The following is a 26,514-nucleotide window of genomic DNA, read 5'->3' as shown; positions in this document are numbered from 1 at the left end:
AAATAAGGAAACCTATCGTCATGTCTGATTATTCGCAACTGATTGATGAGCTGCTTGCTACCGTATCGCTTATTGAAGTGAGCCCTGATGTCTTTGAGGGGAAAAGCCATGACTATGTGGGCAGTCGTATCTTTGGTGGGCAAGTCTTGGCGCAAGCAATCATGGCAGCTGCCCATACGCTGGATAAAGACAAACCCTGCCATTCACTGCACGGCTATTTTTTGCGTGGCGGAGATATCAACCAGCCAGTGGTTTATCGAGTACGCCGTCTACGCGATGGGCGTAGCCTCTCTGCGCGAGAAGTGACCGCGATTCAGTACAAAGAAGTACGCGGTAAAGCGCCTATTGAGCAAGTGATTTTTTCGATGATTGCCTCGTTTTCGCCGATGGAGGAGGGGCTTGAGTATCAAGAAGATATGCCCGTCTATCCGCCACCAGACGACCTGCTTGCCGAGCAAGATTTAAAAGAAGAGTACGTCGGCAAAGTGCCAGATGCGCTCAAAGCACGTTTTATGCGTCGTCGTCATGTCGAGATTAAGCCTGTCAAACCGCGTGATCCTATCCATCCTGAGCCGATGAAGCCAAAACAAGCCAACTGGCTGCGTATTCGCGAGCTGGGCAATCAGCCGGTGGCGATTCAGCAGGCATTATTAGCCTTTTCGTCGGACTTTTATTTAGTGGGCACGGGACTGATGTCGCATGGTGTCAGCTTTATGACCAGTGGTCTACAAGCGGCCAGTATCGATCACTCGATGCACTTCCACCGTGAATTTGATTTGAATGATTGGCTGCTCTATGACATGTGGAGCGATACCACGTCCAATGCCAAAGGCTTAAATCATGGGCAGTTTTGGCAAGATGGTAAGCTCGTCGCAACGGTGCAACAAGAAGGCTTGATGCGTCTGCGGGTGCCTAAGTCTTAGGCTTTGTCTTAAGCTCTGCCCTAATTTTTCAGTCTTTTCTCAAGGCAAAAAGCGACTCACTATTTATGGTGAGTCGCTTTTTTTATGCAAGTTATTTGGTTGTATGGTTAGGGCGTGTTGAACATTCACAAATAGGCACTACTGATCGCTAAAATTGTCCCAAACAATGCGCAAAATTCATCCCAGTAGCACTGTGTTTATTTATAGTGGTTCGACTATACGTACGTACCGCTCTAAAATCTTCACCATCGCCCGCGGTAATCCAAGTGTTGCCCGCGCATCGTCTGCGGTCAACCAATGAAGATTAATCTCTGCTGCTTGCAAGGCTGTGCTCAATGCGGTTATTTGCTTATTGTCTAAAGTGACGGATTGCGGCGTCAAATACCAATGAAAGTGGGTCAATGAGTGCTTGATAGGCGCATCATCAAGCAAGGTTTGATTAATGGGTGCGGCTATCACATTATGCTTATCTAACCACTCATGAATAATCTGCTCAGCGGTGGTAAATTCTGTCTCATAGACTTTTTCATGACTGCGTACGTCATTTGCTGTGTTTGATGGCTTATCATCGCTAGCTAGCGTCTTTTTAACAGTAGCCTTAGTGTTCGCTTTACCATCAACCTTTTCTACAAACTGTAAAGGCAAGCTCCATAGTCCGCCCCAAATACCATTGTCAGGGCGCTGTAGCCATAGTATTTTGCCGTCCGTATCTTTGATGATAAGCGCGTTGCTAAACTTACTGGGCTTGGGCTGTTTTTTTGCCTTGACTGGATAGTCGGTTTCGCGCCCCTGTGCATGGGCAAGACAGTCCTCTTGTAGTGGACACAATAAGCAGGCAGGCTTGCTACGCGTGCATAGCGTTGCGCCCATGTCCATCATCGCCTGCGCAAATAGTCCTGAGTTCTCTGTCGGTGTTAAACGCTCCGCTAATGCCCATAACTCTTTGGTCGTAGCAGATTTAGTGATATCGCCGTCAATGGCTGCCCAGCGGGTAAGGACGCGTTTGACATTGCCATCACAGATGACGCCATACTTGTGCAAGCCCATCGCCATAATCGCCCCAGCGGTCGACGGCCCAACGCCAGAGATAGCTTCCCAGCCCGCTAGCGTCTGCGGAAAATCACCGGTCTCGTCAATTATCTCGGCCAGTTGCTTTGCGCCTTTATGCAAATTACGCGCGCGTGCATAGTAGCCAAGCCCGGCCCAATGCTCGGCGACCAAGTCCCATTCTGCGGCGGCCAAATCCTGCACGCTCGGAAACGATTCCATAAAACGCGCAAAGTAGGGCAACACGGTGGTGACTTGTGTCTGCTGGAGCATGACTTCGGATAGCCAAACGACATAAGGATTGGGGGTGTCAGTCTGGTGCTGTTGCCAAGGCAGGTCATGGCGACCGTTTTCGGCAAACCAATCGAGTAGGCGCGGGGCGAAGGTGTTTAATGATGAGCTTGACTGAGAAAAATGAGTAGGCAAAAGTGTTCCTTGTAGGTCGTAAACTAGTCTTGGCAGGTAGGGTGCACCTCGCACACCGACAATGAAGAGTTTGCTGATATTAAAGGTAATTTATCTATTCGTATATGAGGTTCACTAGGCACGATATAAAGGTATTTGACTAACGGTAAACGCTGTCTAAAGTTTTACCCGCTTCGTTTTTCCATTCAATCCAGCCATTTGTCGAGCGTCCTGAGACTAATGAGCTAGCTCCGCTAGGTGTCTTAAATAGTTGGTTCTCAGTTAGCTGATAACTTTTATTGTTTATCGGCATTAACTTGCCGCTACTCAATAAATTCTCTTTTATTTTAGTAACGAATGGTGGAGCTGAGATAGCTTGTGCTTGCCGTATTAACGATCCTGCCAATATGACAAAGCCGTCATCGTCATAATAACCTTTGGCATCACCATCTTTCGCCTTATAGTAAAACAGTGTTGGCTGTGAATCAGCGATAGGCAAGACATCAGCAGTACTGATTGAAGGAACAGCAACGTTACCCGAAGACTGATTCTTAATGTTGTTATTTTCTTTAATATTTAAAGACTCAAAAACGGGTTGCCCTAAAGTCGATAATAAAACATCAAGGGTATAAAACAGCTCTTCACAATCCGCTTTTAAAGGATCAGGCGTGTGCGGCTTATTGCCAGTATTACCGTTTTTAATCTCGTAGCGCCCAACTTGAGTGGCGGTCGCTATAGCTTTATGTTCCATATATAGCGCGTGCGTTTGCGTCATTGAGTTATTCGTTGAAAGCATAACAAAGGCACGCGTCCAAAAGTCTTTGTCGTCATGTTGATTTAACCGTCTTCTTAGGTCGCCAGTCTGGCCGATATATAGTAGCGGCTTATCGGTACTTTCTGTCTCACCTATTAAAAAGTATAAGCCTACTTGATTGGCATCAGGCATCGCAAAAAAATCATCAATATGGATACGCGGAATCTCAATCAAACGTACCGTACGCGTGGTCATCTCAGCCAAACGTAGTCCGCGAGGATTACCTTTGGGTAAATAGATTTGAATGGTCTTAGCGGATGGAATCATAGTCGTCTTTATTAAAATAAAATTTTAAAAATGTAAGTATTCCATAGCGATTAATCTTTATAAAGTTTTGAGATACATGGTCTTTCGTACAGATTAACATCAAGATCATAGTCTGGAGTAGCTTCACATCCATAAGCAATATTGCCATTTTTATCTAACTTAATTATAGAATCTCCAATGACTTTAAAATAGGTTTCATCTTCATCTGAAGCCATTGAGTCACTATACATACCTCTATAAACGGTATAGCTAAAACGCTTACCAAACATTGCGATATCAGTAGCACCATCCTTCTGTATTTTAATCAATCCATTGGTATCATTGCCGCCTTCAAAATTAAAAATACGTTCTCCCGTAAATGGAAGATTTGTATTTGCATAAGAAAAGCTGCTAATCATAAGCAGACCAAGTAGTGGCATTAATTTTTTTAACATTCTATACATCCTTATTTTTTATAAAAATTTGAAGACTCACAAGTAAAACTCTTTAGTGCTATCAATTTTGTCACTGATAATTAAATATAGCCTACTTCCGATTCTTCCGCGTTTTTAATCGGCGCAAGCGCTTTTCTTCTTCGCGGGCTTTCTTTTTTTCTTCTGCCGCCAGACGTTGTTCGGCGACGATAATTTCTTCCGCTTCGATCATCGCTGGAGTTTCAAGGGTAATACGTCCAAGTTTGCCACTACGCAGCTCATTGATCAAAATCTCAGACATGCGGTAGGTATCAACGACTCCGCCTTTTTTGATAAATCCTCGGTTACGCCCTGCCATTTCAAAAAACTCCCAATCGGTCTTGGGCAACTCGTCAATTTTATAGCGAGTTTTTAGCAGCTCAGGATAAGCGCTCAGCAAATACTCAGCGGTATAGCTGGCGACATCGGCGAAGTCAAACGCGGTATCGCGAATGCCACCGGTCGCTGCGAGTCGATAGCCAGAGTTTTCGTTTTCGACCTTTGGCCAGAGCATACCAGGGGTGTCATAGAGCATGATGTCATCATCGAGTTTGATCAGCTGCTGCGACTTGGTCACCGCAGGCTCGTCGCCAGTTTTTGCTACTGCACGCCCTGCTAGGGTATTGATCAAAGTCGATTTACCAACGTTTGGAATGCCCATGATCATGGCTTTGATCTGGCGACCGGTGCCAACTTTATTGGGCACCATTTTTTTGCATAGAGCGATGATGCGCTTGACGTCATCGGCTTTGTTATTGTCACACGCGATGGCTTTGACGCCCGCTTGCTGCTCAAGGTGCACCATCCATGCTTGGGTCAGATCAGGGTCGGCGAGATCGGCTTTGTTTAATATTTTGATGACGGGTTTTTCGCCGCGTAGTGCTGCGACCATAGGGTTTTCGCTACTATAAGGAATACGGGCGTCAATCACCTCGATGACCACGTCCATCTGCGGCATGATTTCTTTGATTTCGTTACGGGCTTTGTTCATGTGCCCAGGGAACCACTGAATATTCGCTCTTTTATCCATCTGCTTTCATAACCTTTTATAAAAAATGCTAAAAGTAAGACCATCAGTGTCTACTTTTTTATGATGTTCAGTTTACTACACAACCAGCGTCAGCACCCAATGTTATCCAGTCGCCTTGTTGCCACGTTACAATTTTATGTCAGGCTTCAGGCAGGCTGTCATGCGGATTTGGGCGTGTCTTTATGTTTGGCTCATCTATAGGCTCATCGATTGGGTTGAGAGTACGTCCTAGTCTACTAAGTCCTTGCGCGCTGGTGGTAGCGGCGCTAAATAGCCAATGACCAAGATCAAGCTGCCTGCACCAAGGAACGAAATCACCCGCCAAATCGCCTCGGTCTGTGACAAGTCAACCAAGACCAGTTTTAGCACCACCGCGCCCAGTAGTCCAATGCCCATAAACCATAGCGTGCGCTGTCCATAGCGGCTAGCGCTGATGGTCGCGACCAAGGCAATGAGCGTCCACAAAATGGTTAGCCCCGTCTGTACTTGCTCGCTATTCCACGCGCCGCCAGTAACTCCATATACACTGCCAGTCCATAAAGGCGTGCCGATAAAGGCATGCAGCGTCCTGACCAACATACTCGAACCTATCCAAAGGCCAATCAGCGCTAAGACAATAAGTAGCATATCGTTTTTAGGAATGGCTTTTAATAGATTTCTCGAACCGCTACCATGTGGCTGACGGCGTAAATAAACGCCCAAGGCATAAAACACCACCAGCCATAAAGTCAGATCGTATAAATTAAATAGCGGAAAATAAGGCAAGGCCCAAATCACCCCATCATAAGTAAAATTGGTAAACAGCGCCCAGCCTAAGGTGATAGGTACAAAGATTTTGGCGCTGTCTAACAGTGCTTGAGGCCAATCAAACCAAGCGAGCGGAAAGGCTGAGGTTGCTGCTTTTGAGTGCGTGTTTGACTGCTCATCATGATATTTACCCATAGCATGACGCTGTGCCCACCATAACCCAGCCAACATAAAGGCAACTGGCACTAAAACAGTCATGACACCTTTTGAGTCAGGTAAGCCATAATGCATGGCTTCTGCTAAAACAATAATGCCCGCTCCAAACCAGCTTGCGCTATCAAAACGTGTTAACTCAGCTGCTTTATGCCATATCTTTAGCCATAACTGCCCAATGACCAACCCGCCTATCAGCAAAGTAATAAATATCGACCAATGAAAGGTCGACCATTGATAATCAAATGTATATCTTTGCGGTAATTGAAACAGTAGCGTGGCATACAATAACAGCAGTAAACCATGACAAAACTGCCGAATCTCCAACCAAGAATGATATTGATTGACGGCATAATAAAGGACAAGGCTGGTTAACGCGGCCAATCCTAGCAGCGCTGTCGTTGCGATGTGCCAGTTGGCAAGCCACTGATCAAGATCGATGACCAATACATACAGCAGCCAGACCACGGCGGTGAACGTCAAAAAACGGCTCAACCTCGGACTGCGCCACATCAGGTTAAACGCCATACTTTGGCTATTGATTGAAGCCAGCCACTGCTTGGTCGCGAGTTCACCGATGCCCAATGTGTTAGCGTATTTCACCAGCGTCTGATCGGCGTGACGCTGGCTGTTTTTGTCACCCATAGGGGCGTTGCTGGCGCGTAAGACAAACATGGCGGCGAGGTAGCTGAGCGCTGAAATCGTCAAGGCCAGTGTTGGATAATCTTTGATTGTAAAGACCACAGTTATCATCAGCATCGCGATACTCAGCAGCTGTAACACTAGCCCAAATAGCACCGACCATGCGCGTAGCGAGCGCCGACCAAACCATACCAACGCCAGCCCTTGAACCGACCAGCCAAAGGCAATCCACTCAGCATCGAGAGCCAGCGGAATGACTAATGCCAAAAATCCAAATCCTAACGCCAGCATGCCTTCAGTGATTAAGGCATATCGTTGACTGCGCTGTACAAATATCCAGCCAATGCCCAAATAAATCACTGCTAAAACAGCACTGGTGAGGGTCAGCGCATGAGGAATAGCGTCTAACAACGCCGCAAATAAACCAAAGGCCAATATCGGTACGGAAAACAATAAACCCGTATCAATAGGGAAGACATAGGTGTTGTTTGCGCTGTTCTTTGTATGGTTGTTCGTACTGGCATCTGTGCTGGGGTTTGTACCGTAAATACTATCTACAGTCATCTGGGCGATATCTGTTTCATTTAATGTGTTATAAGCGATGATCTGCTGGGCGTAGCGGATGACGACAAACAAATATAGCAATACATGCAGCGTCACCAGCAATACCAATGTCCAGCGCTGCGCCTCAATGGTAGCGCTTAGATTGTTCGTCGCGCCCCAATAGTAGGCCAGTCCAAAGGTGACCAACACGCCGAGCAGATTGAGCATTTTCCAAGTACGGTAGTGAGCAATGACAGCAACGGTGACGTTTAACAGCAGATAATAGCTAAATAAGGCGACCAGACTGCCGGTGTCTTCACCGGTCAATACAGGCGCAAAAAACCCACCAGACAAGGCCAATAAAGCCAGCGGTAAGGCGTTTTGACGCACAGCGAGACCGATGGTGACAGCTGATAAAAGGCCAAGTCCAATAAAGCTTGGCACGCTTGCGAGCACCTGATAGACGCTATAAGCAAAAAAGACGGTCAAATAAGCCGTCGCTAAGCCCGTGCCCTGTAAAGTGATGCCATAAGCAAAGCGGTTTTTTGCCAACTGCATCCCCAACGCCGCCAGTCCCAATCCCATCAGGCCAATACCAATAAGCTTTATGGTAATCGGAATCTCGATATAATCGCTCAGTAAGCGCAGCAAAAGCACCACACCGATGAGCAAGACGATTACCCCGACACGCACGACCAAGTTACCGCCAAAAAACCAGCTTTTGATAGAATAAATCAGTGAGGTGACGATAGGTAAGGAGCGCTCATCAGGCTCTATGGTTGCAGTGGCTTGTCGATTTTCTGTCGATAGTGATGAAGCTGCAGGTAAAGGGGGTGTAGGTAGTTCGGATAAAGGCCGGTTTGCTGACTCTGGCAACTCTGGCCGCTCAGAAAGCATGGGTGGTTGTGACGTTATCTGCTGATGCGCTGTATCTTGAGAGGATGGCTCAGAGTGCGCGTTGGATGCAGCGTCTATACTGTCTTTATATTGCTTGAGCTCAGCTTGTAGCGCTGCCATCTCACGGCGCAACTGCTGGATTTGGCTATGGATACTAATATATAGCACCGAAGCGATGATGAATAAAATGGTAAAAGCCAGCCAGCCCAGCGGATTCATTAACAGATATAGCATCCTCGTCACCCAATTTGCTTGATGATAAGGTGATAATGACGCGATTTGCGTCCGAGTACAAGAAGCATCATGTACCTAAAGCTGCTTAACTAAAAAAAGAGCCGCTTATAAATCAGCAACTCTTTTTTCGGTTTATATAGGTTTTATAAAAGCCCTATGATAGTGGCCTTTTCATGATAGCGTCTATGCTAAGTTACTTTTCATAAACTCAAGCATATTATCCCAGCTTTGCTTGGCGGCAGCTTCGTTGTAGCCGAGATCGACGTCGTTTTTGGCTGCGCGCTCATCGGCATGGGGGTTGGTAAAGCCGTGCTTGGCATTGTCATACACATCGATAGTGTAGTCGACATCGGCCGCATCCAGCTCAGATTTTAGACCTTCTATCGCCTCCATCGATACCATAGAATCATCACGGCCATGCGCGACCAAGACTTTGGCGGTAAAGTTTTTGTCCGCAGGCTGTTTTGCTGATGGGTTGCCGTGGAATGTTGCGACAGCTTTTAGTGGCATACCATCGCGCGCCATATCAAGCACGACTTTACCACCGAAACAGTAGCCAATCGCGCCTAAGTTGCTACCATCAACAGCCAACTGATCGCTAAAATCATTGAGGATAAGGCGACAGCGATCCATCAGCATGTCTTGGTCTGCGAGTACTTGCTCCATCCACATGTTTGCCATTGCCGCATCACTGGTCAATTTGCCTTCACCGTAGACGTCCATTGCCACCGCTGCATAGCCTGCTTTTGCCAGACGCTCGACCACAGATTTTGGGTGATCGACCACGCCCCACCATTCTGGTGCGACCAAGATGCCAGCCGCTGGGTTTTCTTCCGATGCGTCTTCTGGTAGCGCCACATAGCTGATGAGCTCGACGCCGTTTTTGGTGGTGCTGATAAGTTCAAACGTCTTAATTGACATAGTGCTGTCCCTTTTTATGTTATGAATTTTATTTATAGTAAATCGTTTTTCTTACTTTTAGTACCTTAACGCCCATGCTTCGCAAAAACAGCTATAATACTGTAACGCTCTTTATCAAAATGCTACTGCACCTTTATGACACTCAATTTGCTCAACCAACTTATCGACAGCCAACAATCACCAGCTGCTGAACAGTCACCGACGCCGCAACCAGTGCCAAAGCCTGTTGTGCCCGCCAATGCAAGCTTGTTTGCCGATAGCGATGGTGAGCTGGCGGCCACCTTGCGGCCGCAGTTTTGGTCGCGATTTGCCTTATCAGAGCTGACGCATCATGAGTGGGAGGCTTTGTGTGATGGCTGCGGTAGCTGCTGCCTGATCAAATATATCGATGATGATGACGCCGAAGCGTTGGTTGAGTATACCGATGTGACCTGTCAGCTGATGGACTGTGCGACGGGTCATTGTCAGCACTATGCCACGCGTCAAGAGTATGTGCCTGACTGTATTCAGCTCACGATGGAAAACCTGCCCAACATGATGTGGCTACCATCACACTGCGCCTATAAACGCTTGTATAAAGGGCAGAAGCTCCCAAGTTGGCATTTGTTATTGACTGGTGATGCGGCGCGCACCGAGCAGCAGATGCGCGCAGCCAATGTCGGGGTGGCAGGGCGCTGTGTCTCTGAGGTTGGTATGACAGATGAAGAGATGGAGGAGCGGGTGGTGACATGGGTACAGCCCTAGCGGTATCCATTTAGACTCTTATCGTTAGTTTATGGCGAGTAGTGAGTTTATGGCGCGGCGGCATGCGCCGCAAATTGTGCTTTGGCTTCAGCTGCCGCTTTTGAGTCAGCCAATGGCGGGATAGGAATGTCCTGACGAATCTGCTTGGAGAACTCGCGGCTATTGACTACGCTGCTGCCTGCTAAATTATCAAAACCACGCACTTTTGGATTGATATGAGTGCGCTCGTACCAAGTATCCATCGACCAATTCTGCGCGCCGCTGTTGGGCTTGGCGTCGAGCATACCGACATCGTATAGATAGTTTGGCAGCCACCCAGAGACCCAAATCCGATAATCCCATGGCAAACGTTCGCCACTGACGATACGCGCCATATAAAAAATAATATTGGTACAGTTGCTGATTAATGTATTGTACCAAGCAGGTTTAGCGTTCAAATCATCAGCCGCCGTTAGATAAGATTCAAATAGCGACCTCACTTCATGCTGTTGCAAATTGCTAATAGGAAACAGATACACCTGCTCGCCGCGCGCATTGCTGCGCGTATAGATAATATCACGCTCCTCGCTAGCAATCAGGCTAAGCTCATAACGCCGAAAAAAACCAGCCAGCGCCGAAAAAGACTCACCTGCTTCTTTACGAATCTCAAATGAGAAGGCAAGCGGTCTGTCATCCTCAAAGCGAAAGCTGACCAAGGTATGAGCAATCAGTGGCCCCATCCAGTATGAGTTGGTGACATCGACGCCCGAGAATTTGGACATATCAATGGTACGGGTGTCCCAGCGCTCGGTGGCGTCTGTATCGGTATGCCAGTCAAAATTGCGTACATTTTTGAGGGTGATTATATTAGGGTTGCTCGCGTCGCGCTCATAGGAGACTTGCTGGCTGACCTCTGCCATCCAGTCTCGCTGCTGCTTGGCTTCGATAGAAAAAAACCAGCCAACCCCGAGGCACCAAGTCGCAGCGTACATACCCATAAGCCAAGTGCTGGCCGGTTTTTTTGTGATGGCATGGTGCTGGGATGAATGCTGGTAACGGCTACGTAGCAAAGCTGCCAGCAGACAAACGATGACGATGGCCGCAAGCCAAGTGACGAGCGAGCGCACGCCAAACTGATACCAAATCGCTAATAGCAACCACAGCGCCGATAATAACAGCGCGGTGATGATAAACAACTGGACAAGATAGTAGCGCCATGTCTTTTTTTTAGGGTTTGTGGCGTCCGTCATTGTTTGGCCGTGACCGCTTGTACCATGAGAGCGCGGCAGGCTAGTTGGACATAGTCGGCGTAAACGAGAAAAAAACGAGCGTAAGGACATGGCGTTTATTATTGATAAATAAAGGCTTTGACCATAGCAAAGTTTATAACACACTGACAATACAATTTGCGTGAATTTATCGTTGAATGTCGGTGAGCCATGCGATAAAGTGAAGCTAATTTAGGCTGGTCTATTTATAGGTATTATTTGGCCGTGGTTGTGATGGCCTAATCATAAAACGGCTGTTTTATTTGTTATTTCTATCCCCATCTAAGTTTTTTGCTGTTCTCATTGTTATTAACTAAAGAGGTTAAACCATATCATCATGTCTGACGACACTCCCAGCCCGAGTAGTTGGTCGATGCGCGGCTTAAAACGCTGGCTATCGACCGCCCCCGAAACCCGTGATGAATTGATTCGTTTGGTACAGGACTCTCGTCAGTTTTTAGAGCCTGATACTGTCGATATGTTAGAAGGCGTGCTCGATCTGCCTGCCACTCAAGTCCGCGAGATTATGACGCCGCGCCCGCAAGTGATCGGCCTGCACGAAAGCGCAAGTCTGGCTGAGGTGATGGATATCATCCTCGACACCACCCACTCGCGTTACCCAGTATTTGATAGCCAAGATGATGATGCGGTCATCGGCATCTTGCTTGCCAAAGATTTGATTCCTATCTTAGTGCACATGGTGCGCGACCAAGAAGACAAAATCGACAGCAAACGTCTCAGAGATCTGGTGCGGCAACCGCTATATATCAGCGAAACGTCGCGCTCAGACACGTTGCTGCGCTCACTGCAGCGCACCCAAGTGCACATGGCAATCGTCGTCGATGAGTTTGGCAACTTTGCAGGGGTGGTCACCATGGAGGATTTACTCGAGGAGATCGTCGGCGATATCGTCGATGAGCATGATGACTTTGATGAAGACAGTGATATCAATAATATTATCGCTGATCCTGATAAGCCACATACTTGGCGTGTACAGGCCTCGACGGTCATCGAAGACTGTAATGATGAGCTTGGCACCCATTTTGATGATACCGATGTCGATACTATGGGCGGCCTTGTCATGCAGGCGCTCGGCTATGTGGGCGACTTAGAAGGCGAGAGCGTAATAATAGATGACTGGAAAATCACCATTACCGATGTCGAAGGGCGTTTTATTCATAGTTTAGAGCTGACCAATATGAACGCCGATCAGCAGGTATTGATTGGCAGTCATTGATCGATGATGAGCCGCTTCATCGGTATAGGGTTAGTTTATAATAAAACGGCTATAAAGTTAGGCATGCTATTAGGAGGCTTTTGACAGCACCGTTGCGCCGCCTCATACCAGTCTATAGATAAAAAAACACGATTGCGGTCGTGTTTTTTTTGTGTCTTGCCGTGGGCTTTTGCGACGCAATTTTACCCATTAATTGCTGTAGGCTGGTATCATGGGCGGGTTTATTTACTGAGTCTTTACTGAACGCTTATCGAGCTTGATCTTTGTCTAAGCTTAGTTTTTTATCTTTTTATTTAAGCGTCGCTAAGTGAATGCTTACTATTTTAAAAATATGGTTCTGGATAACTGCTATGCGCCTGTCTACTCATGATTTACAAAAACGTCTCAATGCCGATAAGCAAAGGGGCTTACCCATGGTACTGACAGTATTGATTGCGTGGTTGGCAGGGGCCGTGTTTATCTTTGCACTTGCGCCTTATGACATCTGGCCGCTAGCACTGCTATCGCCTGCGATATTGTACGCCTTATTGATGCCAAAGATGAGCGGCAAACGGGCGTTTTTGATCGGTCAAGCTTACGGTACAGGCTTGTGGTGCGTGGGGGCGTTTTGGCTCTACACATCTATTCATGTGTACGGCGATACGCCAGCGTGGCTTGCTTTGATTATGATTGCGCTGATGGGTCTGGGCATGGGCTTGTTTCATGGCTTTTTGGGGCTGGTGTTTAATAAGATGGTCGGCAAGCAGCCGCTGTCTTTTGCCGCGCTTTGGGTGCTGCAAGAGTGGATGAAGACATGGTTATTTACTGGTTTTCCGTGGTTGTTTGTCGGTTACGCCTTTACAGAGCAGTATTGGCTATCGTCACTTGCGCCAGTGGCGGGTGTGTTTGCAGTGTCTTTTGTGGCGGTATTATTGGCAGGCAGCTTAGTCGAGCTACTGCGTCGCCGCGCAGGCTATATGGTGGCTTCGATTGCCCTGCTAGCGCTCAGTACACTATTGTGGCTACTAAACCCGCAATGGACCAAACCAAAAGGCACGCCTGATGTGTCGGTGTCATTGATTCAGGGTAATATTCCGCAAGATTTAAAATGGCTAACTGAGTATCAAATAGAGACGCTCAAGATTTATGCCACGTTGACTCGCAGTGAGTGGGGGCGTGATATTATCTTGTGGCCTGAGTCGTCGATTCCGATGTTTCAGACCGATGCGATCGGCTTTATCAATGAGATGGTCAAAATGGCCAAAGCCACCAATACCACGTGGGTGACCGGTATTCCTTATAAGGATGAAGCGGCATTTGATGAAGCTCAAGATAAGTATCCGCCATTTTATAACAGCGTGATTGCGCTGGGTGCAGAGGCAGAAGGACTGTACAAAAAACAGCGCTTAGTGCCATTTGGTGAGTATATTCCATTTGAAGGGCTGCTCGATATTTTGCCAAACCTTGCAGGTAGTCAAGAGGTTATGAGCTATAGTCGCGGCAGTGAGGCGCAGTCGCCGCTACAGGTGCGTGGGCACAATTTGGGCGCTGCCATCTGCTATGAAGTGGCCTATCCTGATACCACGCGCAAAAACGCCATCGGTACAGACTTTTTATTGACCATCTCAAATGATGCATGGTTTGGCACCTCGGCAGGCCCGCTACAGCACCTACAAATGGTACAAATGCGCGCGCTCGAAAATGGCCGCTGGTTTATGCGTGCGACCAACACCGGTGTCACCGCCATCATCGACCACAAAGGCCGTATCGTTGAGCGTGCCCCGCAGTTTGAGCGCACCGTATTGCGCAGTGATGTACAAGCGCGGACAGGCAGTACACCGTTTATGCGTGTCGGTCATTATCCTGTCTTGTTTGTGGTGGCGCTGCTGCTGTTATTGAGTTATCTGGGCAAGCGGGCAACGACAAGAGCGCGCTTGGGTAAATAGTTTTGATGTTGATCCGTCGTGGTGCGCCATTTAAAGCAAATGATAACGCTAAGGCGCTCAGGTCATGGAGAAAAACTGCCCATAATAAATCCTTTAAATACTTAAGGGTTTTAACAAATCGCTATAAATTGCGATATAATGGGTCAATATTTCAAATATTTTGTGCAAGGTGGATAAGATATGTCAGAAGGTATCGTCAATAACAACCCAAAAAAAGAGCTGTTATACACTCTAGGTGGCATTGCCTTATTCTTAGGTATTGTCTTACTTATTGGTGTTTCTGCATTTTTGCGTCCAGCAGGCGAGCATATCACTGCTGAAACGACCGAAGCTACAGTCACCGCTGATGAAGCAGCGCCAGTAGCGGCGGCCAGTGCAGAGGCTCAGGACGATGCAGCCCCAGCAGAAACAGCAGAAGCGGCCGCACCTACGTCAGCGGCAGATGCGACTGTGACGCCAGCGGATGCAGATAGTGCCGTGGTAGCAGCAGAAGCAGGTACAGCGACCGCTTCTGGTACAGTAAGCCAAGCGGCGGTTGCCGATGCTGATTTAACCGCAGAGCAAGCGGATGGTGACGTGGAAGCGGGTGAAACTGTCGCACAATAAGCTGTTTTTGCCTAGGGCGTGTCCTCGTTTTTAGCCCAATTAGATGGCTATCGATTGAATTGAGGACACGCCCTTGATACGGGCTGTCTTTTTTCATTATGACAAGATAGTTATCTTGTCATAGTGACTGATATTTGTCTTTTGGCAATGCCACAAATACTCGCTCTCAGCTACTGAGGGCGATTTTTTTTGTGAGCCATTGTGTAATTATTGACCAATTAATTCTTTACTTGCCAATAGACAGGTGAAACAATATTGCTCCTATATGACCGCTTATCTGAATAAATAGGGGTTTGGTCATTATTAAAGTGGTCTTTAAAGGAATAATCTTATGAGCAAAGAAGCAAATTCAAGGGTGAATGCCGCTGAATTAGAATCGCTAGAAAACGGTTTTATGGGGCATCCAAAGCCGCTGCGTCCGCTATTTTTTACGGAGATGTGGGAGCGGTTTTCTTATTATAGTATTCGCCCGCTATTGGTATTGTTTATGGTGGCGACGGTAGGCAGTGGTGGTTTTGGGTTTGATGACGTCACCGCTTCTGCTATCTATGGTATCTTTGCTGGCTCATTGTATTTGGCGGCCGTCCCTGGCGGCTGGCTGGCAGACAACTGGCTCGGACAAGAGCGCGCGCTGTGGTGGGGCAGTATCATTATTGCCCTTGGTCACTTATGTATCGCGCTTTCGGCGATGTTTGGTATGACGCTGTTTTTTGTCGGTCTGATCTGTATTGTTTTGGGCTCAGGGTTATTTAAGACCTGTATTTCGGTGATGGTCGGAGCGCTGTATACCAAAGGTGATGTGCGCCGTGATAGTGGTTTTACCTTGTTTTATATGGGTATCAATATCGGCGCGTTATTGGCCGCGCTGATCGTTGGAATCTTTAAAGAAAAGGGCATGTGGCATGCCGGCTTTGGGGTCGGTGGTTTGGGGATGCTCATCTCGCTACTTATCTATCGTTTTTCTGCCCAAAAAACATTGACCCATTATGCCAAAGCCAAAGGCATCAGTGCTGAGTGGGAGCGCTCTAACGACCGCTATCATAATGTCGGACGCTGGGTCGCAGGATTTTTGGCATTACTGGTGGCTGTGATTGTGCTGGTCGCCACCGGTATCATGCCGTTTGAGGCAAGCATGGTCGCAGAGTATATGACCTATATCATCGCGGCTGTGGTGATTGGCTATTTTGCCGTGATGTTTGTCTCACCGCGCCTTGATAAAACCGATAAGCTGCGTTTATTGATTTGCTTTATTTTGGTTATTGGCTCGACGCTGTTTTGGTCAAGCTTTGAGCAGCAGCCGACCTCATTTAACTTATTTGCTGATCGCTATACCGACCTTAATGTCTTAGGATTTGAGATACCAAGCATTTGGTTTCAGTCGCTAAACCCGCTGTTTATTTTGTTGCTCGCTCCTATTGTCAGTATTCTTTGGGTCAAGCTGGGTAATAGAGGTATCGAGCCAAACAGTATGGTCAAGTTTGCGCTGGGTATGTTGATTACTGCGGCAGGTTTTGGCTTGATGATTATCGCCTCAAAAAATATTTTGACCAATGAGACTGGCCTAGCATCCCCTTTATGGCTGGTCGGTAGCTTGTTGCTGTTGACGCTTGGCGAACTGGCGCTGAGTCCAGTAGGATTGTCATCGATGACCAAACTTGCGCCAAAAGGTATGCAAGGTCAGATGATGGGGCTGTTTTTTGCTTCTGTCGCCATGGGTAACTTGGTTGCTGCATTTTTCGGTGGTCATGTCTCAGCGGACAAGATTGAAGGCTTGCCAACGCTATTTACGACCATGACCGTCTTTTTGGTAGTGACGGCGGTTATCTTGTTGCTATTGGCCAAGCCCATCAGTACCATGCTCAAAAATAGCGAACAGTCCGATCATGTCAGCTAAACGACACCAAAAAAGTTAGCGGATGCGTTTGAGCAAATGGTCAGGATAGCCAAGCACTAAGTCTGTGCATCAATAAGTAGGCTGATGATTAGACGTGTTACCATGGTTGGTAGCACGTCTTATCGTTTTTATCCGTGACAGGTCTTGCTCAAGCCATGACATATTTTTGTTCAAGCCTTTTTTTATTCCAGTATTGAAAGCTTGTTATCTGCCCAAACATCTTAATAGTATCTGGCTATTTATCACTTCTGCATGGTCAGTATTTGCATCAATGGCTATTGATCATTCAACACGATTCAATGCGCGCTTACTCATTTACCCGCGCCAATAAGACGACTATCCATAGTCGCCGCGTCGTCGTATTTTTTTAATACAACCTCGCTTGCCCACTGTCTTCAAAACCAATAAGGAAAACTTTAATGAATAAACAACACATTCATGATCGTATCGCAAGTTTACGGGAGCGCATGGCCGCCCAAGACCTAACGGCCATCATCGTACCGTCAGCGGATCCGCATTTATCAGAGTATCTACCAGAGTATTGGCAGGGGCGTTTGTGGTTGTCAGGGTTTACAGGCTCGGTCGGTACTCTAGTGGTAACCGCCGATTTTGCGGGTCTGTGGACGGACAGCCGCTATTGGGTACATGCCGCCGCCCAGCTGGAGGGTACAGGTATCAGCTTAGAAAAACTGGCACCAAGTCAGCCAAACCATATCGATTGGTTGGCGACGCATTTGGCAGAAGGCGATAGTGTGGCGGTCGATGGTAATGTGTTGTCTATCGCGGAGCAAGACAAGCTGTTAGATGCGTTTGATGCCAATGACATCACCCTCATCACCGAGCGTGACGTACTGACAGAGATTTGGACAGATCGTCCAGCATTGCCATCAGCGAAGCTATACCAGCATGATGCGCAGTTTGTCGCACAGTCTGCGACCGATAAGCTTGCTGCGGTACGCTCAGGGATGCAGGAGGCTGGCGCGACTCACCATCTGCTCTCAAGCTTAGATGACATCGCTTGGCTGACCAATCTGCGCGGCAGCGATGTCGATTATAACCCCGTGTTTTTGGCGCATATGCTAATCAGTGCCGACAGTGCGACATTGTTTGTCGATAACAGCAAAGTCAGCAGCGATATCGCAAAAGCCCTAGAAGACAGTGGTATCACGCTTGCTGATTATGACGCAGTACAAGACGCTTTGAGCGCATTGACTCCAGAGGATTTGCTGCTGCTAGACCCAAATAAAGTGGCGGTGGGTACGCTATCAAAGATGGCCGATGATGTGGGCTTTATTGAGCAAATCGCCCCCAGCACGTTACTCAAATCTGTCAAGTCCGATACCGATATCGAGCATGTCCGTGAAGCCATGCGCCAAGATGGTGCGGCCTTGTGTGAGTTTTTTGCCACATTTGAGCAGCGTTTAGCAAACGGCGAGCGTCTGAGTGAGCTGGATGTCGATAGTATGCTGATTGAGGTGCGTAGTCAGCAGCCGCATTATGTTTCGCCGAGCTTTCCGACGATTGCAGGGTTTAATGAAAACGGTGCACTGCCGCATTATCGGGCTACGCCAGAAAAGTTCAGCTACCTTGATGTCGCTGAGGGTGAGGGTGGATTGTTGCTGATCGACTCAGGGGCACAGTACCAAAACGGCACCACCGATATCACTCGCGTCGTCGGTATCGGGCAAGTCAGCGATGAGCACAAGCGCGACTTTACGACAGTACTAAAAGCGCATATCGCACTTGCGCGCGCCTCTTTCCCTGATGGTATCGCTTCGCCACTAATCGATGCGATCTGCCGTGCGCCATTGTGGCAAGCACAAATGGATTACGGTCATGGTACAGGGCATGGCGTTGGCTACTTCCTAAACGTCCATGAAGGCCCGCAAGTCATTGCTTATAGTGCCAGTACGCCAAAAGAGCGCGCCATGAAAGCAGGTATGATCTCCAGTAATGAGCCAGGTCTATACCGCGAAGGTAAATGGGGTATTCGTATCGAAAACTTGGTGGTCAACACCCCAGTTGCGAACCCTACCGAGAGTGAGTTTGGTGAATTTTTACACTTCGAGACCGTCACTTATTGCCCAATTGATACCCGTTTGCTTGATAAATCATTGCTCGACCAAGTAGAGGTTGAGTGGCTAAATGACTACCATCGTCAAGTTTATGCTGAGCTAAAAGATCGCGTTGCTGGTGCAGCGCTTGATTGGCTAACAGAGCGCACCCAAGCGATTTAATCGAAAGCCTTAGGGCGTGTATTTATTTCTGAAATGAAGACACACCCCAGTAGACGTCCAATAAATAAGCCCCGTAAGTGTTTACGGGGCTTATTTTTTAAAATTATCAGACGATATCTATAGTTTTTAGCTGTCTTTATTGGGCATATAGCCAATCCCCAATCTTCAAGCCACTCTAAAACCAACCCAGTAGATAGCTTTACTCTTTTTATTTGGAATTAACGACAGGCTGATCTAAAGCCTCTGTCTCACCCAATTGCTGTGCCACCTCAGCATGGAGCCATGACTTGAGGTTTTCTGACATCAGCATCATCTGTTCACTGAGATAGTCATCGATCTGCATCTCGAGCTCATGGATGAGCGCTTGATGCGCGGCGTTAGATGGCTCCTCTTTTAGTGTCAGCTTGATGGCTGTACTGGCCTTATCTTTGATGGCTTTGACCGCTTTGACATTGGCATCATGGTTTGTATCATGAGTGGTTTGCTGATCAGTCGTTTGCGCTTCCTCATCGCTGCGCTCAGGGGCACGGACGGTCTGCGGCTGGGTGCTGGTGGCAGCGTCTTTATTACTTTGTGTTTTTGCTATGCCAGCTTGCGCTGTGTCAGTTTTACTATCGGTGTCAGGCGCGTCGGATTTGGTGCTTTGGTGGGGCTCTTGACGGGCGGCTGGATGGGTATTATTTTCTAGATCATCAGTTGCTGTTGGCTTATGTGGCGGTTGTTTTTGTGCGGCTTGTGCTTTTGAGGCTATCTCTTCTTGTCGCTTTGCGTCCTCTGCTGCTTTTATTTTTTCTTGTTTTGCTTTGGCATCCGCTTGCGCTTGCTTATCGGCGATGGCTTTTGCAATGGCCTGCTCGGCATTGTGGTTGTCGTAGAGCTCATCGACATGAGTGTCTAGATCAGGCGTGCTAAATACAAAGCTTTCAAACGGCGTCTGGGTTTGTAGCAAGGTGATGATGTCTTTTAGCTCTTGGGTAATGGCGGCGCGTACAGGCTCAGGAGCACACGTCCAGCGCTGATAAAACTGATGAGAAAATGAGTAGCTTGACATGGTATCTTCCATAAATGTACAAAAATTACTCCTTATCATACGCAAGTACGATAAGGGGCTGCAAGTGCACAAACGTAGCAAATCTGACACCAAAGTTACAACGCGCCGTATCAGACGGTCGTATTTAGGCGGTGACAGGCCAACGGGCAAATATCAAAGAGCCATTGGTACCGCCAAAGCCAAAGCTGTTGGACACGGCATATTGTAAATTGTCCACTTTTCGGGATTGGTGCGCGACATAATCGAGGTTACAGTTGTCCTCGACATTGTCTAGGTTGATGGTTGGCGGTACATGCTGTTGCTGCAGCGCGCAAACGGTAAAGATGGCCTCAATACCCCCAGCTGCGCCCAGTAGGTGCCCTGTCATTGATTTGGTTGAGCTGACCAAAATGCTGTCTTTGACAGGCGCAAAGACGGTTTCGATAGCGATGGACTCAGCGACATCGCCGGCGGGGGTGCTGGTGCCATGAGCATTGACATAGCCCACTGCGTCAGGCTCGATGCCCGCGTCATCGAGTGCGTTTTTCATTGCTCGAGCGGCACCGCTACCGTCTTCTGGGGGCGCGGTGATATGGCTGGCATCGTCGCTCATGCCAAAACCGACCAGCTCGGCCAATATCGTAGCGCCGCGCGCTTTGGCGTGGGCGAGGCTTTCGAGTACCACCACCCCTGCGCCATCGCCGAGCACAAAACCATCACGGTCTTTATCAAATGGCCGTGAGGCTTTGGTTGGTTCATCATTGCGTGTAGAGAGCGCATGCATCGCCCCAAACCCTGCCATGCCAAGTGGACTTGAGCCTTTTTCGCTACCTCCAGCGAGCATCACATCTGCATCGCCATAAGCGATCAAGCGTGCCGCGAGTCCCATCGCATGTGTGGCAGTGGTACACGCAGTCGAAGTGGCGAGGTTTGGGCCTTTTAGGTTATGTTTGATCGCAACCAATCCTGCGGCCATATTGACGATCGAGCCTGGGATAATAAAAGGCGATACTCTCCCAGCGCCTTTTTCGCGTAGGGTATCGCGGCTGTTTTCGATGGTCTGAATACCGCCGATGCCTGAGCCTAAGATGATACCAAATCGCTCAGCGTCGACGCCTTGTACCGGCGCATCGGCCGCGCTCACCTCATCGATGAACCCCGCATCTTTTAATGCCATGGCTGAGGCCGCCACACCATAATGCATAAACTCATCATAGCGGCGCGCGTCTTTGGCGTTCATGTATTGTTTGGCATCGAAGTCTTTAATCACCCCAGCGATTTGTGCACGGTAATCAGTGGCATCAAAATGGCTGATAGGGGTAATACCACTCTCGCCATTGATGAGCTTGGTCCATGAGCTATCGACATCGAGGCCAAGTGGCGTGATAGCGCCCATACCCGTGACCACGACACGCATCTCATCTGGGCGCTGGTAATGTGGCGGCTTTTGGCGCGGCGTTTGCTGGGTAGTGCCAGCATTAGAAGAGGCGGCTTGCGCGTTCGGTGAACTGCTATGTTGGCTCATGCGATATATCCTGTACGTGCGATCCTAAAAAGAAGGTATTTTAACCGTCATTATAAAACACATAAGTGTACGTATGTAAACTAAAATTTGACCGACTAGGCAAAACATACCTGACCCAATACCACGCCCTTTTTGGCGCCTGTTACCGCAGGTAGATTGCCGGTTTCGCCCATCAAGGTTTGCCGCGCCAGCCAAGCAAAGGCAACGGCTTCGACCCAAGCTGGATCCAGACCTAAGCTTGCGGTCGTGGTGACATGACAATGGGGCAGGTGTGCTTGTAGCCGCGTCATCAGGTAATCATTTAGCGCGCCGCCGCCGCAGACATACACCGAGCTATTTTTATCAGTAGTTATAAACTTATTGATCTGCGCGCTTGCACTAATGGCGGTCAGCTCGGTTAAGGTCGCTTGTACATCAGCGGACGAGTAACGAATATGCGCCGATGCGTGATCAAACCTTTGTAGCTCCTCTTGTAGCCACTCTAGGTTGAACTCCTCACGCCCTGTGCTCTTAGGATAAGATCTGGCAAAAAACGGATGCTCTAGCAGCTGATTTAGGAGTGGCTCTATTACTTGGCCAGACTGAGCCCAAGCACCGCCTGCGTCATAGTCATTGTCGGTATGCAGCGCGGTCCACGCATCAAGTAATAAGTTGGCAGGGCCAGTGTCATAGCCAACGACATGGCTATGAGTATCAGGCGTATCATTGTCAGTATAATCATTGCCCACATGATCGTTGTCAGTATGATTACTGGCGGGCAAGACGGTAATATTCGCAATACCGCCCAAATTCAGTAAGATACGAGTGCTAGCGGAGTCAGAAAATAAAGCCTTGTGAAAAGCTGGCACCAAGGGCGCGCCTTGCCCGCCAACTGCCATATCACGGCGACGAAAGTCGCTGATCACACTGATACCTGTACGCTCTGCGATGACATTGGCATCGACCAATTGCAGGCTAAAACCCATTTGTGGACGATGGCGTACCGTCTGCCCATGACAGCCAATCGCCAGCACCGACTCGCTATCGGTATTTGACTGCTGCAATAAATTATTGACCACCTCGCTGGCAAACTCGCCATAGGCTTTGCTTGCCCAGCCAAACCAGTCCAGCTCGCTATTTGGCTGGTTGTTTGGCTCATCAGCACTCGGCGTCAACGCTTGAATACCATTAGGCTGACACAGAGCAAGCAGCACCTCGCGCAGGCGCGGCGGGAAGTCTTGGCTATAAGTGGCTAAAAGCTGCATCGGCTGCTGGGTCTGCTCTTTATGACTCATGTCGGCGGCAAACTGACAAAGCACCGCGTCCATCCCATCCAAGCTGGTGCCAGACATCATGCCGATATATAGACCGTCATCAAAGCTTTCAAACACCGTTTGCTCTAACGCATCAGTGAGCGATGCATAATGGGCACTTTCGTCAGCTGCTAAAAGGTCAGCCGCTAAAATCTGATTACTTTCTGGATCATTCGTGGTCTGGACAGGGTTGGCCATGGCAATTTACCTTAAAAAACGCTAGTATATCCCTCAAATTCTAACATCTTTTACTGGCTACGAAACGTCAATCCCGTTTGCAAAAATAGAGTAGCAAGAAAAACAGTAGCAATAAAAACAAGTGCAGGTACTAATATAGAGCAGATGCTATATCTAGTAGACTAAACGAATTTGACGCTGCTAATCGCACTTTGGCACTCGGGAGCATTCGCCCAAACGCGTTACCCTTTTAATAAAGACAATAAAGAGAGCATCATGACCACTCAAACCCACACTCTAGAAGAACAACTGGCCCTGATTCAGCGCGGTACGCAAGAAATCCTTTCAGAAGAGGATTTGGTTGCCAAGCTAAAACTGGGTCGTCCGCTGCGTATCAAAGCGGGTTTTGATCCTACCGCGCCTGACCTGCATTTGGGGCATACGGTATTGATTAATAAACTCAAGCACTTCCAAGACTTGGGTCATGAGATTTATTTTCTCATCGGGGACTATACCGCCAAGATTGGTGACCCCTCTGGTAAAAACACCACGCGTCCGCCGCTCAGTGATGAGCAAATCAAAGTCAACGCGCAGACCTATGCTGAGCAAGTGTTTAAGATTTTGGATAAAGAAAAAACCAAGATTGTCTTTAACTCTGAGTGGTTCAACGACATGTCGGCAGGGGACATGATTCAGCTATCAAGCCAGTTGACGGTCTCGCGTATGCTAGAGCGTGATGACTTCTCCAAACGCTATGCGGCGCAAACGCCGATTGCGATTCATGAGTTTCTCTATCCGTTAGTGCAAGGCTACGACTCTATCGCCCTTGAAGCCGACGTCGAGCTTGGCGGTACCGACCAAACCTTTAACATCCTAATGGGACGCACCCTGCAAGGTCGCTATGGTCAAGAGCCGCAAGTGTGTATCACGGTGCCGATTTTAGAAGGACTAGACGGCGTCAATAAAATGTCAAAATCTCTTGGTAACTACGTCGGTATCTATGATGCCCCAGGCACCATGTACCAAAAACTGCTGTCGATGCCAGATACTTTAATCCGTCGCTACTTTGAATTTTTAAGCTTTAAGCCGATGGAAGAAGTCGAAGCGTTAATGGCTGAGATGGAAAATGGTCGCAATCCACAAGAAATCAAACGTATCCTTGCTGAAGAGCTGATCGAGCGCTTCCATGATGCCGACGCTGCTGCTAATGCGCATAAGTCAGCGGGCAACGTACTTGCTGATGGCGAGCTGCCAGTTGACCTGCCAGAGGTGACGTTGGAGCTAGAAGGCGCAGACGCGTTATTTATCACGCAAATATTGAACCAAGCAGCCCTTGCCAAAAACAACTCAGCAGCCAAAGACATGGTCAAACGTGGCGCGGTCAAAGTAGATGGCGAAGTGGTTGATGGCAGCTTTAGCTTAACCTCAGGTCAGACCGTCGTCATCCAAGCGGGCAAAAAAGCCTATGCAAAAGTGACGGTTGCTTAAGCGCTTGCTCACATCAATAATGGCTTGAGGAGAGATAAATGATAGAACAGGTTACCTTATCGGGTAATGGCATTATCCTTGAGCCATTAACGCTCGCTCATGCCACTGACTTAATTGAGGCTTGCCAAGATGGTGCGCTGTGGCAGATAAACGAGACGTCTGTACCTGAGCCAGACAAAGTCATTGACTATATTAATGTTGCAGATTCAATGACGGATAGGCAAGCTTTTGCCGTCATTGATGAGCGTACTGGTAAAGCGATTGGCTCAACCAGCTTCCATGACATTTTGCCGACTACCAAAAGATTAGAGATTGGCTATACTTGGTATGCCAAATCTTACTGGCGCACGCATGTCAACACCACCTGCAAGCTCATACTGCTCACTTATATATTTGAAACGCTACAATATCAAACCGTAGGCTGGCGTACAGATGTCGATAATCATCGCTCACAACAAGCCATCGAGCGCTTAGGTGCCAAAAAGGATGGTGTGATTCGTGGCAATCGAGTACGCCGTGACGGCGTTATTTCAGATACCGTGATGTATAGTATGGTCTATTCTGAATGGGCGGGTATAAAACCCAAGCTTGCAGCAAAAGTACAAAGCATCTTTTAATTATCAATATAAATGAGTGGTTTATGTCTCAAAAAAATCAAAATTCGGTAGCCCAAGGCATTTACCGCCACTATAAAGGCAATCTTTACCAAGTATTGCATACCGCGCATCATTCCGAAACCGAAGAAGCCTTAGTCGTTTATCGTTGTCTATACGGTGAGTACGGCGTATGGGTACGACCTTTAACGATGTTTACTGAAACTGTAATGCGTGATGGCACAGAAGTGCCTAGATTTGAGCTGATAAAACCCCTAGTGGATTAACTCTTGAACTTGGCAGCATCTCCTAAAAAAGCGACTTTACTAAGTCGCTTTTCCATTTCTACTTATAGCTCATTCCCGAAAAACTTTCTTAATACCTGATAAAACCTAACGGGCTCATCCATCGGTACCGCATGACCAGAGTGGGGCAATACGATTTCTGTGGCGTTGGGTAGCATCTGCGTCACCTGCTGCTGCCACTTAGCGTCATAGAGCTGTGAGCGACCTCCGATTAAGTTCACGACTGGAATGGTGACTTTTTCTATCACCGCCCGAAAATCGTACTCCAGATTTAAGTATGTTTGCAAACAGCGCATCTTATGCTGCCAAATGCGGTGATCATAGAGCGCAAGCTTAGGATCGTTCTTATAAGTCATCGCTTGTATAAACGCTTTTGAGCGTCTGCGGTTGACGGATAGTAAGGAAAACTGTCGCTCGACATCAGTGACGCGGCGCTTGAGCGCAAAGGGCAGGTGGGTAAAACTCTCGAGCTGAATATACGGCAGCGTCATATTCACCACCTCATGAAAGACTGCAAACACCTCGCGCTGCCGCGTACCAAACAAACCGCCTTGCCAGTCAGGCTGGTTATGAATCGCAGGGCTTTGGTCGATGTTTAAATAACGACTGACTCTTGCGCTGCCATAACGCGAAAAATACGCCCACATCACTTGTGCACCCATCGAGATGGCGGCGATGGGCAATGCGTCTATGTTGCGTGCCAAACAAATTTGCTCAATGACAACATGGAGGTCATCGGCGTATTGCCGCAAAAAATCAAACTCACTCAGCTCGATATCCTTTGCGGCTCCAAACCCGCGTAAATGCGGCAGATAAAACGTATAGTGACCGAGCAAAGGCAGGATGAATGGCAAAAACTCACGTGCATCCATCCCGTATGCATGTAGCAGTAGCACCGGCTTGCCGTGGCCGATAACTGACATGGGTAGCAGCATGCCTTTTGCCACCTCGATGTTTTTTGTATGCAGCTGATACTGATTGAGCAAAGCAGGGCGCGGCACAGCAAATAGGTTGGTTTTCATCAGGTATGATACCTTATTGCAGAGCAGGGCATCGCGCTGACGCAAACGTTTTGCCAC

The 26,514-nt window shown here is 48.1% G+C and carries 21 protein-coding genes; 10 read left to right on the top strand and 11 right to left on the bottom strand.

Translation table 11 applies throughout. The features are described from left to right. Window positions 1-20 precede the first annotated feature (20 nt). Window positions 21-923 carry an acyl-CoA thioesterase gene (locus tag ACNFVB_RS00105; protein ID WP_430737682.1) on the top strand — a complete coding sequence of 301 codons (903 nt, stop codon included), beginning with the start codon at window positions 21-23 and terminating at the stop codon, window positions 921-923. Between the two features lie 201 nt (window positions 924-1,124). Here ACNFVB_RS00105 and mutY read toward each other — a convergent pair whose 3' ends face one another. The 6 genes from mutY to ACNFVB_RS00075 form a co-directional block, all read right to left on the bottom strand. Continuing rightward, a complete protein-coding gene (gene mutY / locus ACNFVB_RS00100) occupies window positions 1,125-2,396 on the bottom strand; it encodes an A/G-specific adenine glycosylase (RefSeq protein ID WP_430737681.1) in 1,272 nt (423 codons plus the stop codon). A 139-nt stretch (window positions 2,397-2,535) separates the two neighbouring features. Next, window positions 2,536-3,456 (bottom strand): GIY-YIG nuclease family protein, encoded by a 921-nt coding sequence (locus ACNFVB_RS00095; protein WP_430737680.1) that lies wholly within the window; start codon window positions 3,454-3,456, stop codon window positions 2,536-2,538. 50 nt (window positions 3,457-3,506) lie between these two features. Further along, the gene (locus ACNFVB_RS00090) at window positions 3,507-3,890 is read right to left on the bottom strand and encodes a hypothetical protein (RefSeq protein ID WP_430737679.1); all 384 of its coding nucleotides are present in this window, start codon (window positions 3,888-3,890) and stop codon (window positions 3,507-3,509) included. Window positions 3,891-3,981: 91 nt separating this feature from the next. After that, window positions 3,982-4,938: a ribosome biogenesis GTPase YlqF gene (gene ylqF, locus ACNFVB_RS00085; RefSeq protein ID WP_430737678.1), complete on the bottom strand. Its 957-nt coding sequence runs from the start codon at window positions 4,936-4,938 to the stop codon at window positions 3,982-3,984. 228 nt (window positions 4,939-5,166) lie between these two features. After that, window positions 5,167-8,214 (bottom strand): DUF2339 domain-containing protein, encoded by a 3,048-nt coding sequence (locus ACNFVB_RS00080; RefSeq protein ID WP_430737677.1) that lies wholly within the window; start codon window positions 8,212-8,214, stop codon window positions 5,167-5,169. 183 nt (window positions 8,215-8,397) lie between these two features. Next, entirely contained in the window at window positions 8,398-9,135 is a 738-nt protein-coding gene (locus ACNFVB_RS00075; RefSeq protein WP_105244263.1) for a dienelactone hydrolase family protein, read from the bottom strand. Between the two features lie 270 nt (window positions 9,136-9,405). On the opposite strand from ACNFVB_RS00075, the gene ACNFVB_RS00070 reads away from it, so the two are divergent. Beyond that, a complete protein-coding gene (locus ACNFVB_RS00070; RefSeq protein WP_430738535.1) occupies window positions 9,406-9,879 on the top strand; it encodes a YcgN family cysteine cluster protein in 474 nt (157 codons plus the stop codon). 47 nt (window positions 9,880-9,926) lie between these two features. On the opposite strand, the gene ACNFVB_RS00065 is transcribed toward ACNFVB_RS00070, so the two are convergent. After that, complete coding sequence (locus tag ACNFVB_RS00065; RefSeq protein WP_430737676.1) at window positions 9,927-11,108, bottom strand: DUF4105 domain-containing protein; 1,182 nt, start codon at window positions 11,106-11,108, stop codon at window positions 9,927-9,929. 355 nt (window positions 11,109-11,463) lie between these two features. Here ACNFVB_RS00065 and ACNFVB_RS00060 point away from each other — a divergent pair, with 355 nt between their 5' ends. The 5 genes from ACNFVB_RS00060 to ACNFVB_RS00040 all read left to right on the top strand — a co-directional run bounded on the left by ACNFVB_RS00060 (window position 11,464) and on the right by ACNFVB_RS00040 (window position 19,025). Beyond that, window positions 11,464-12,363, top strand: coding sequence for an HlyC/CorC family transporter (locus ACNFVB_RS00060; protein ID WP_430737675.1), 900 nt, complete (start codon window positions 11,464-11,466; stop codon window positions 12,361-12,363). A 350-nt stretch (window positions 12,364-12,713) separates the two neighbouring features. After that, window positions 12,714-14,288, top strand: a complete 1,575-nt coding sequence (lnt, locus tag ACNFVB_RS00055) for an apolipoprotein N-acyltransferase (RefSeq protein ID WP_430737674.1) — start codon at window positions 12,714-12,716, stop codon at window positions 14,286-14,288. 180 nt (window positions 14,289-14,468) lie between these two features. Next, window positions 14,469-14,894 (top strand): hypothetical protein, encoded by a 426-nt coding sequence (locus ACNFVB_RS00050; RefSeq protein WP_430737673.1) that lies wholly within the window; start codon window positions 14,469-14,471, stop codon window positions 14,892-14,894. A 331-nt stretch (window positions 14,895-15,225) separates the two neighbouring features. Then, entirely contained in the window at window positions 15,226-16,788 is a 1,563-nt protein-coding gene (locus ACNFVB_RS00045; RefSeq protein WP_430737672.1) for a peptide MFS transporter, read from the top strand. A 419-nt stretch (window positions 16,789-17,207) separates the two neighbouring features. Beyond that, window positions 17,208-19,025 (top strand): aminopeptidase P family protein, encoded by a 1,818-nt coding sequence (locus ACNFVB_RS00040; protein ID WP_430737671.1) that lies wholly within the window; start codon window positions 17,208-17,210, stop codon window positions 19,023-19,025. A gap of 208 nt (window positions 19,026-19,233) precedes the next feature. Here the strand turns inward: ACNFVB_RS00040 and ACNFVB_RS00035 are convergent, their stop codons facing one another. The 3 genes from ACNFVB_RS00035 to ACNFVB_RS00025 form a co-directional block, all read right to left on the bottom strand. Continuing rightward, window positions 19,234-20,076 (bottom strand): hypothetical protein, encoded by an 843-nt coding sequence (locus ACNFVB_RS00035; protein ID WP_430737670.1) that lies wholly within the window; start codon window positions 20,074-20,076, stop codon window positions 19,234-19,236. A gap of 124 nt (window positions 20,077-20,200) precedes the next feature. Next, window positions 20,201-21,472 carry a beta-ketoacyl-ACP synthase II gene (gene fabF, locus ACNFVB_RS00030; protein ID WP_430738534.1) on the bottom strand — a complete coding sequence of 424 codons (1,272 nt, stop codon included), beginning with the start codon at window positions 21,470-21,472 and terminating at the stop codon, window positions 20,201-20,203. A gap of 203 nt (window positions 21,473-21,675) precedes the next feature. After that, window positions 21,676-23,070, bottom strand: a complete 1,395-nt coding sequence (locus ACNFVB_RS00025; RefSeq protein ID WP_430737669.1) for an anhydro-N-acetylmuramic acid kinase — start codon at window positions 23,068-23,070, stop codon at window positions 21,676-21,678. 255 nt (window positions 23,071-23,325) lie between these two features. Here ACNFVB_RS00025 and tyrS point away from each other — a divergent pair, with 255 nt between their 5' ends. The 3 genes from tyrS to ACNFVB_RS00010 are packed head-to-tail and all read left to right on the top strand — an operon-like array spanning window position 23,326 to window position 25,417. After that, window positions 23,326-24,537: a tyrosine--tRNA ligase gene (gene tyrS, locus ACNFVB_RS00020; RefSeq protein WP_430737668.1), complete on the top strand. Its 1,212-nt coding sequence runs from the start codon at window positions 23,326-23,328 to the stop codon at window positions 24,535-24,537. Window positions 24,538-24,575: 38 nt separating this feature from the next. After that, window positions 24,576-25,154 (top strand): GNAT family N-acetyltransferase, encoded by a 579-nt coding sequence (locus ACNFVB_RS00015; protein ID WP_430737667.1) that lies wholly within the window; start codon window positions 24,576-24,578, stop codon window positions 25,152-25,154. A 23-nt stretch (window positions 25,155-25,177) separates the two neighbouring features. Continuing rightward, window positions 25,178-25,417, top strand: coding sequence for a DUF1653 domain-containing protein (locus ACNFVB_RS00010; protein ID WP_430737666.1), 240 nt, complete (start codon window positions 25,178-25,180; stop codon window positions 25,415-25,417). A gap of 62 nt (window positions 25,418-25,479) precedes the next feature. Here the strand turns inward: ACNFVB_RS00010 and ACNFVB_RS00005 are convergent, their stop codons facing one another. Next, entirely contained in the window at window positions 25,480-26,457 is a 978-nt protein-coding gene (locus ACNFVB_RS00005) for an alpha/beta fold hydrolase (protein ID WP_430737665.1), read from the bottom strand. Between the last annotated feature and the right edge of the window lie 57 nt (window positions 26,458-26,514).

Source organism: Psychrobacter sp. VH5 (assembly GCF_050572635.1).
In the GTDB taxonomy this organism is placed as follows: Bacteria; Pseudomonadota; Gammaproteobacteria; order Pseudomonadales; family Moraxellaceae; genus Psychrobacter; species Psychrobacter celer.
Note: the sequence above shows the minus strand (reverse complement) of the source record. Positions and strands in the feature narration are given on the sequence as shown.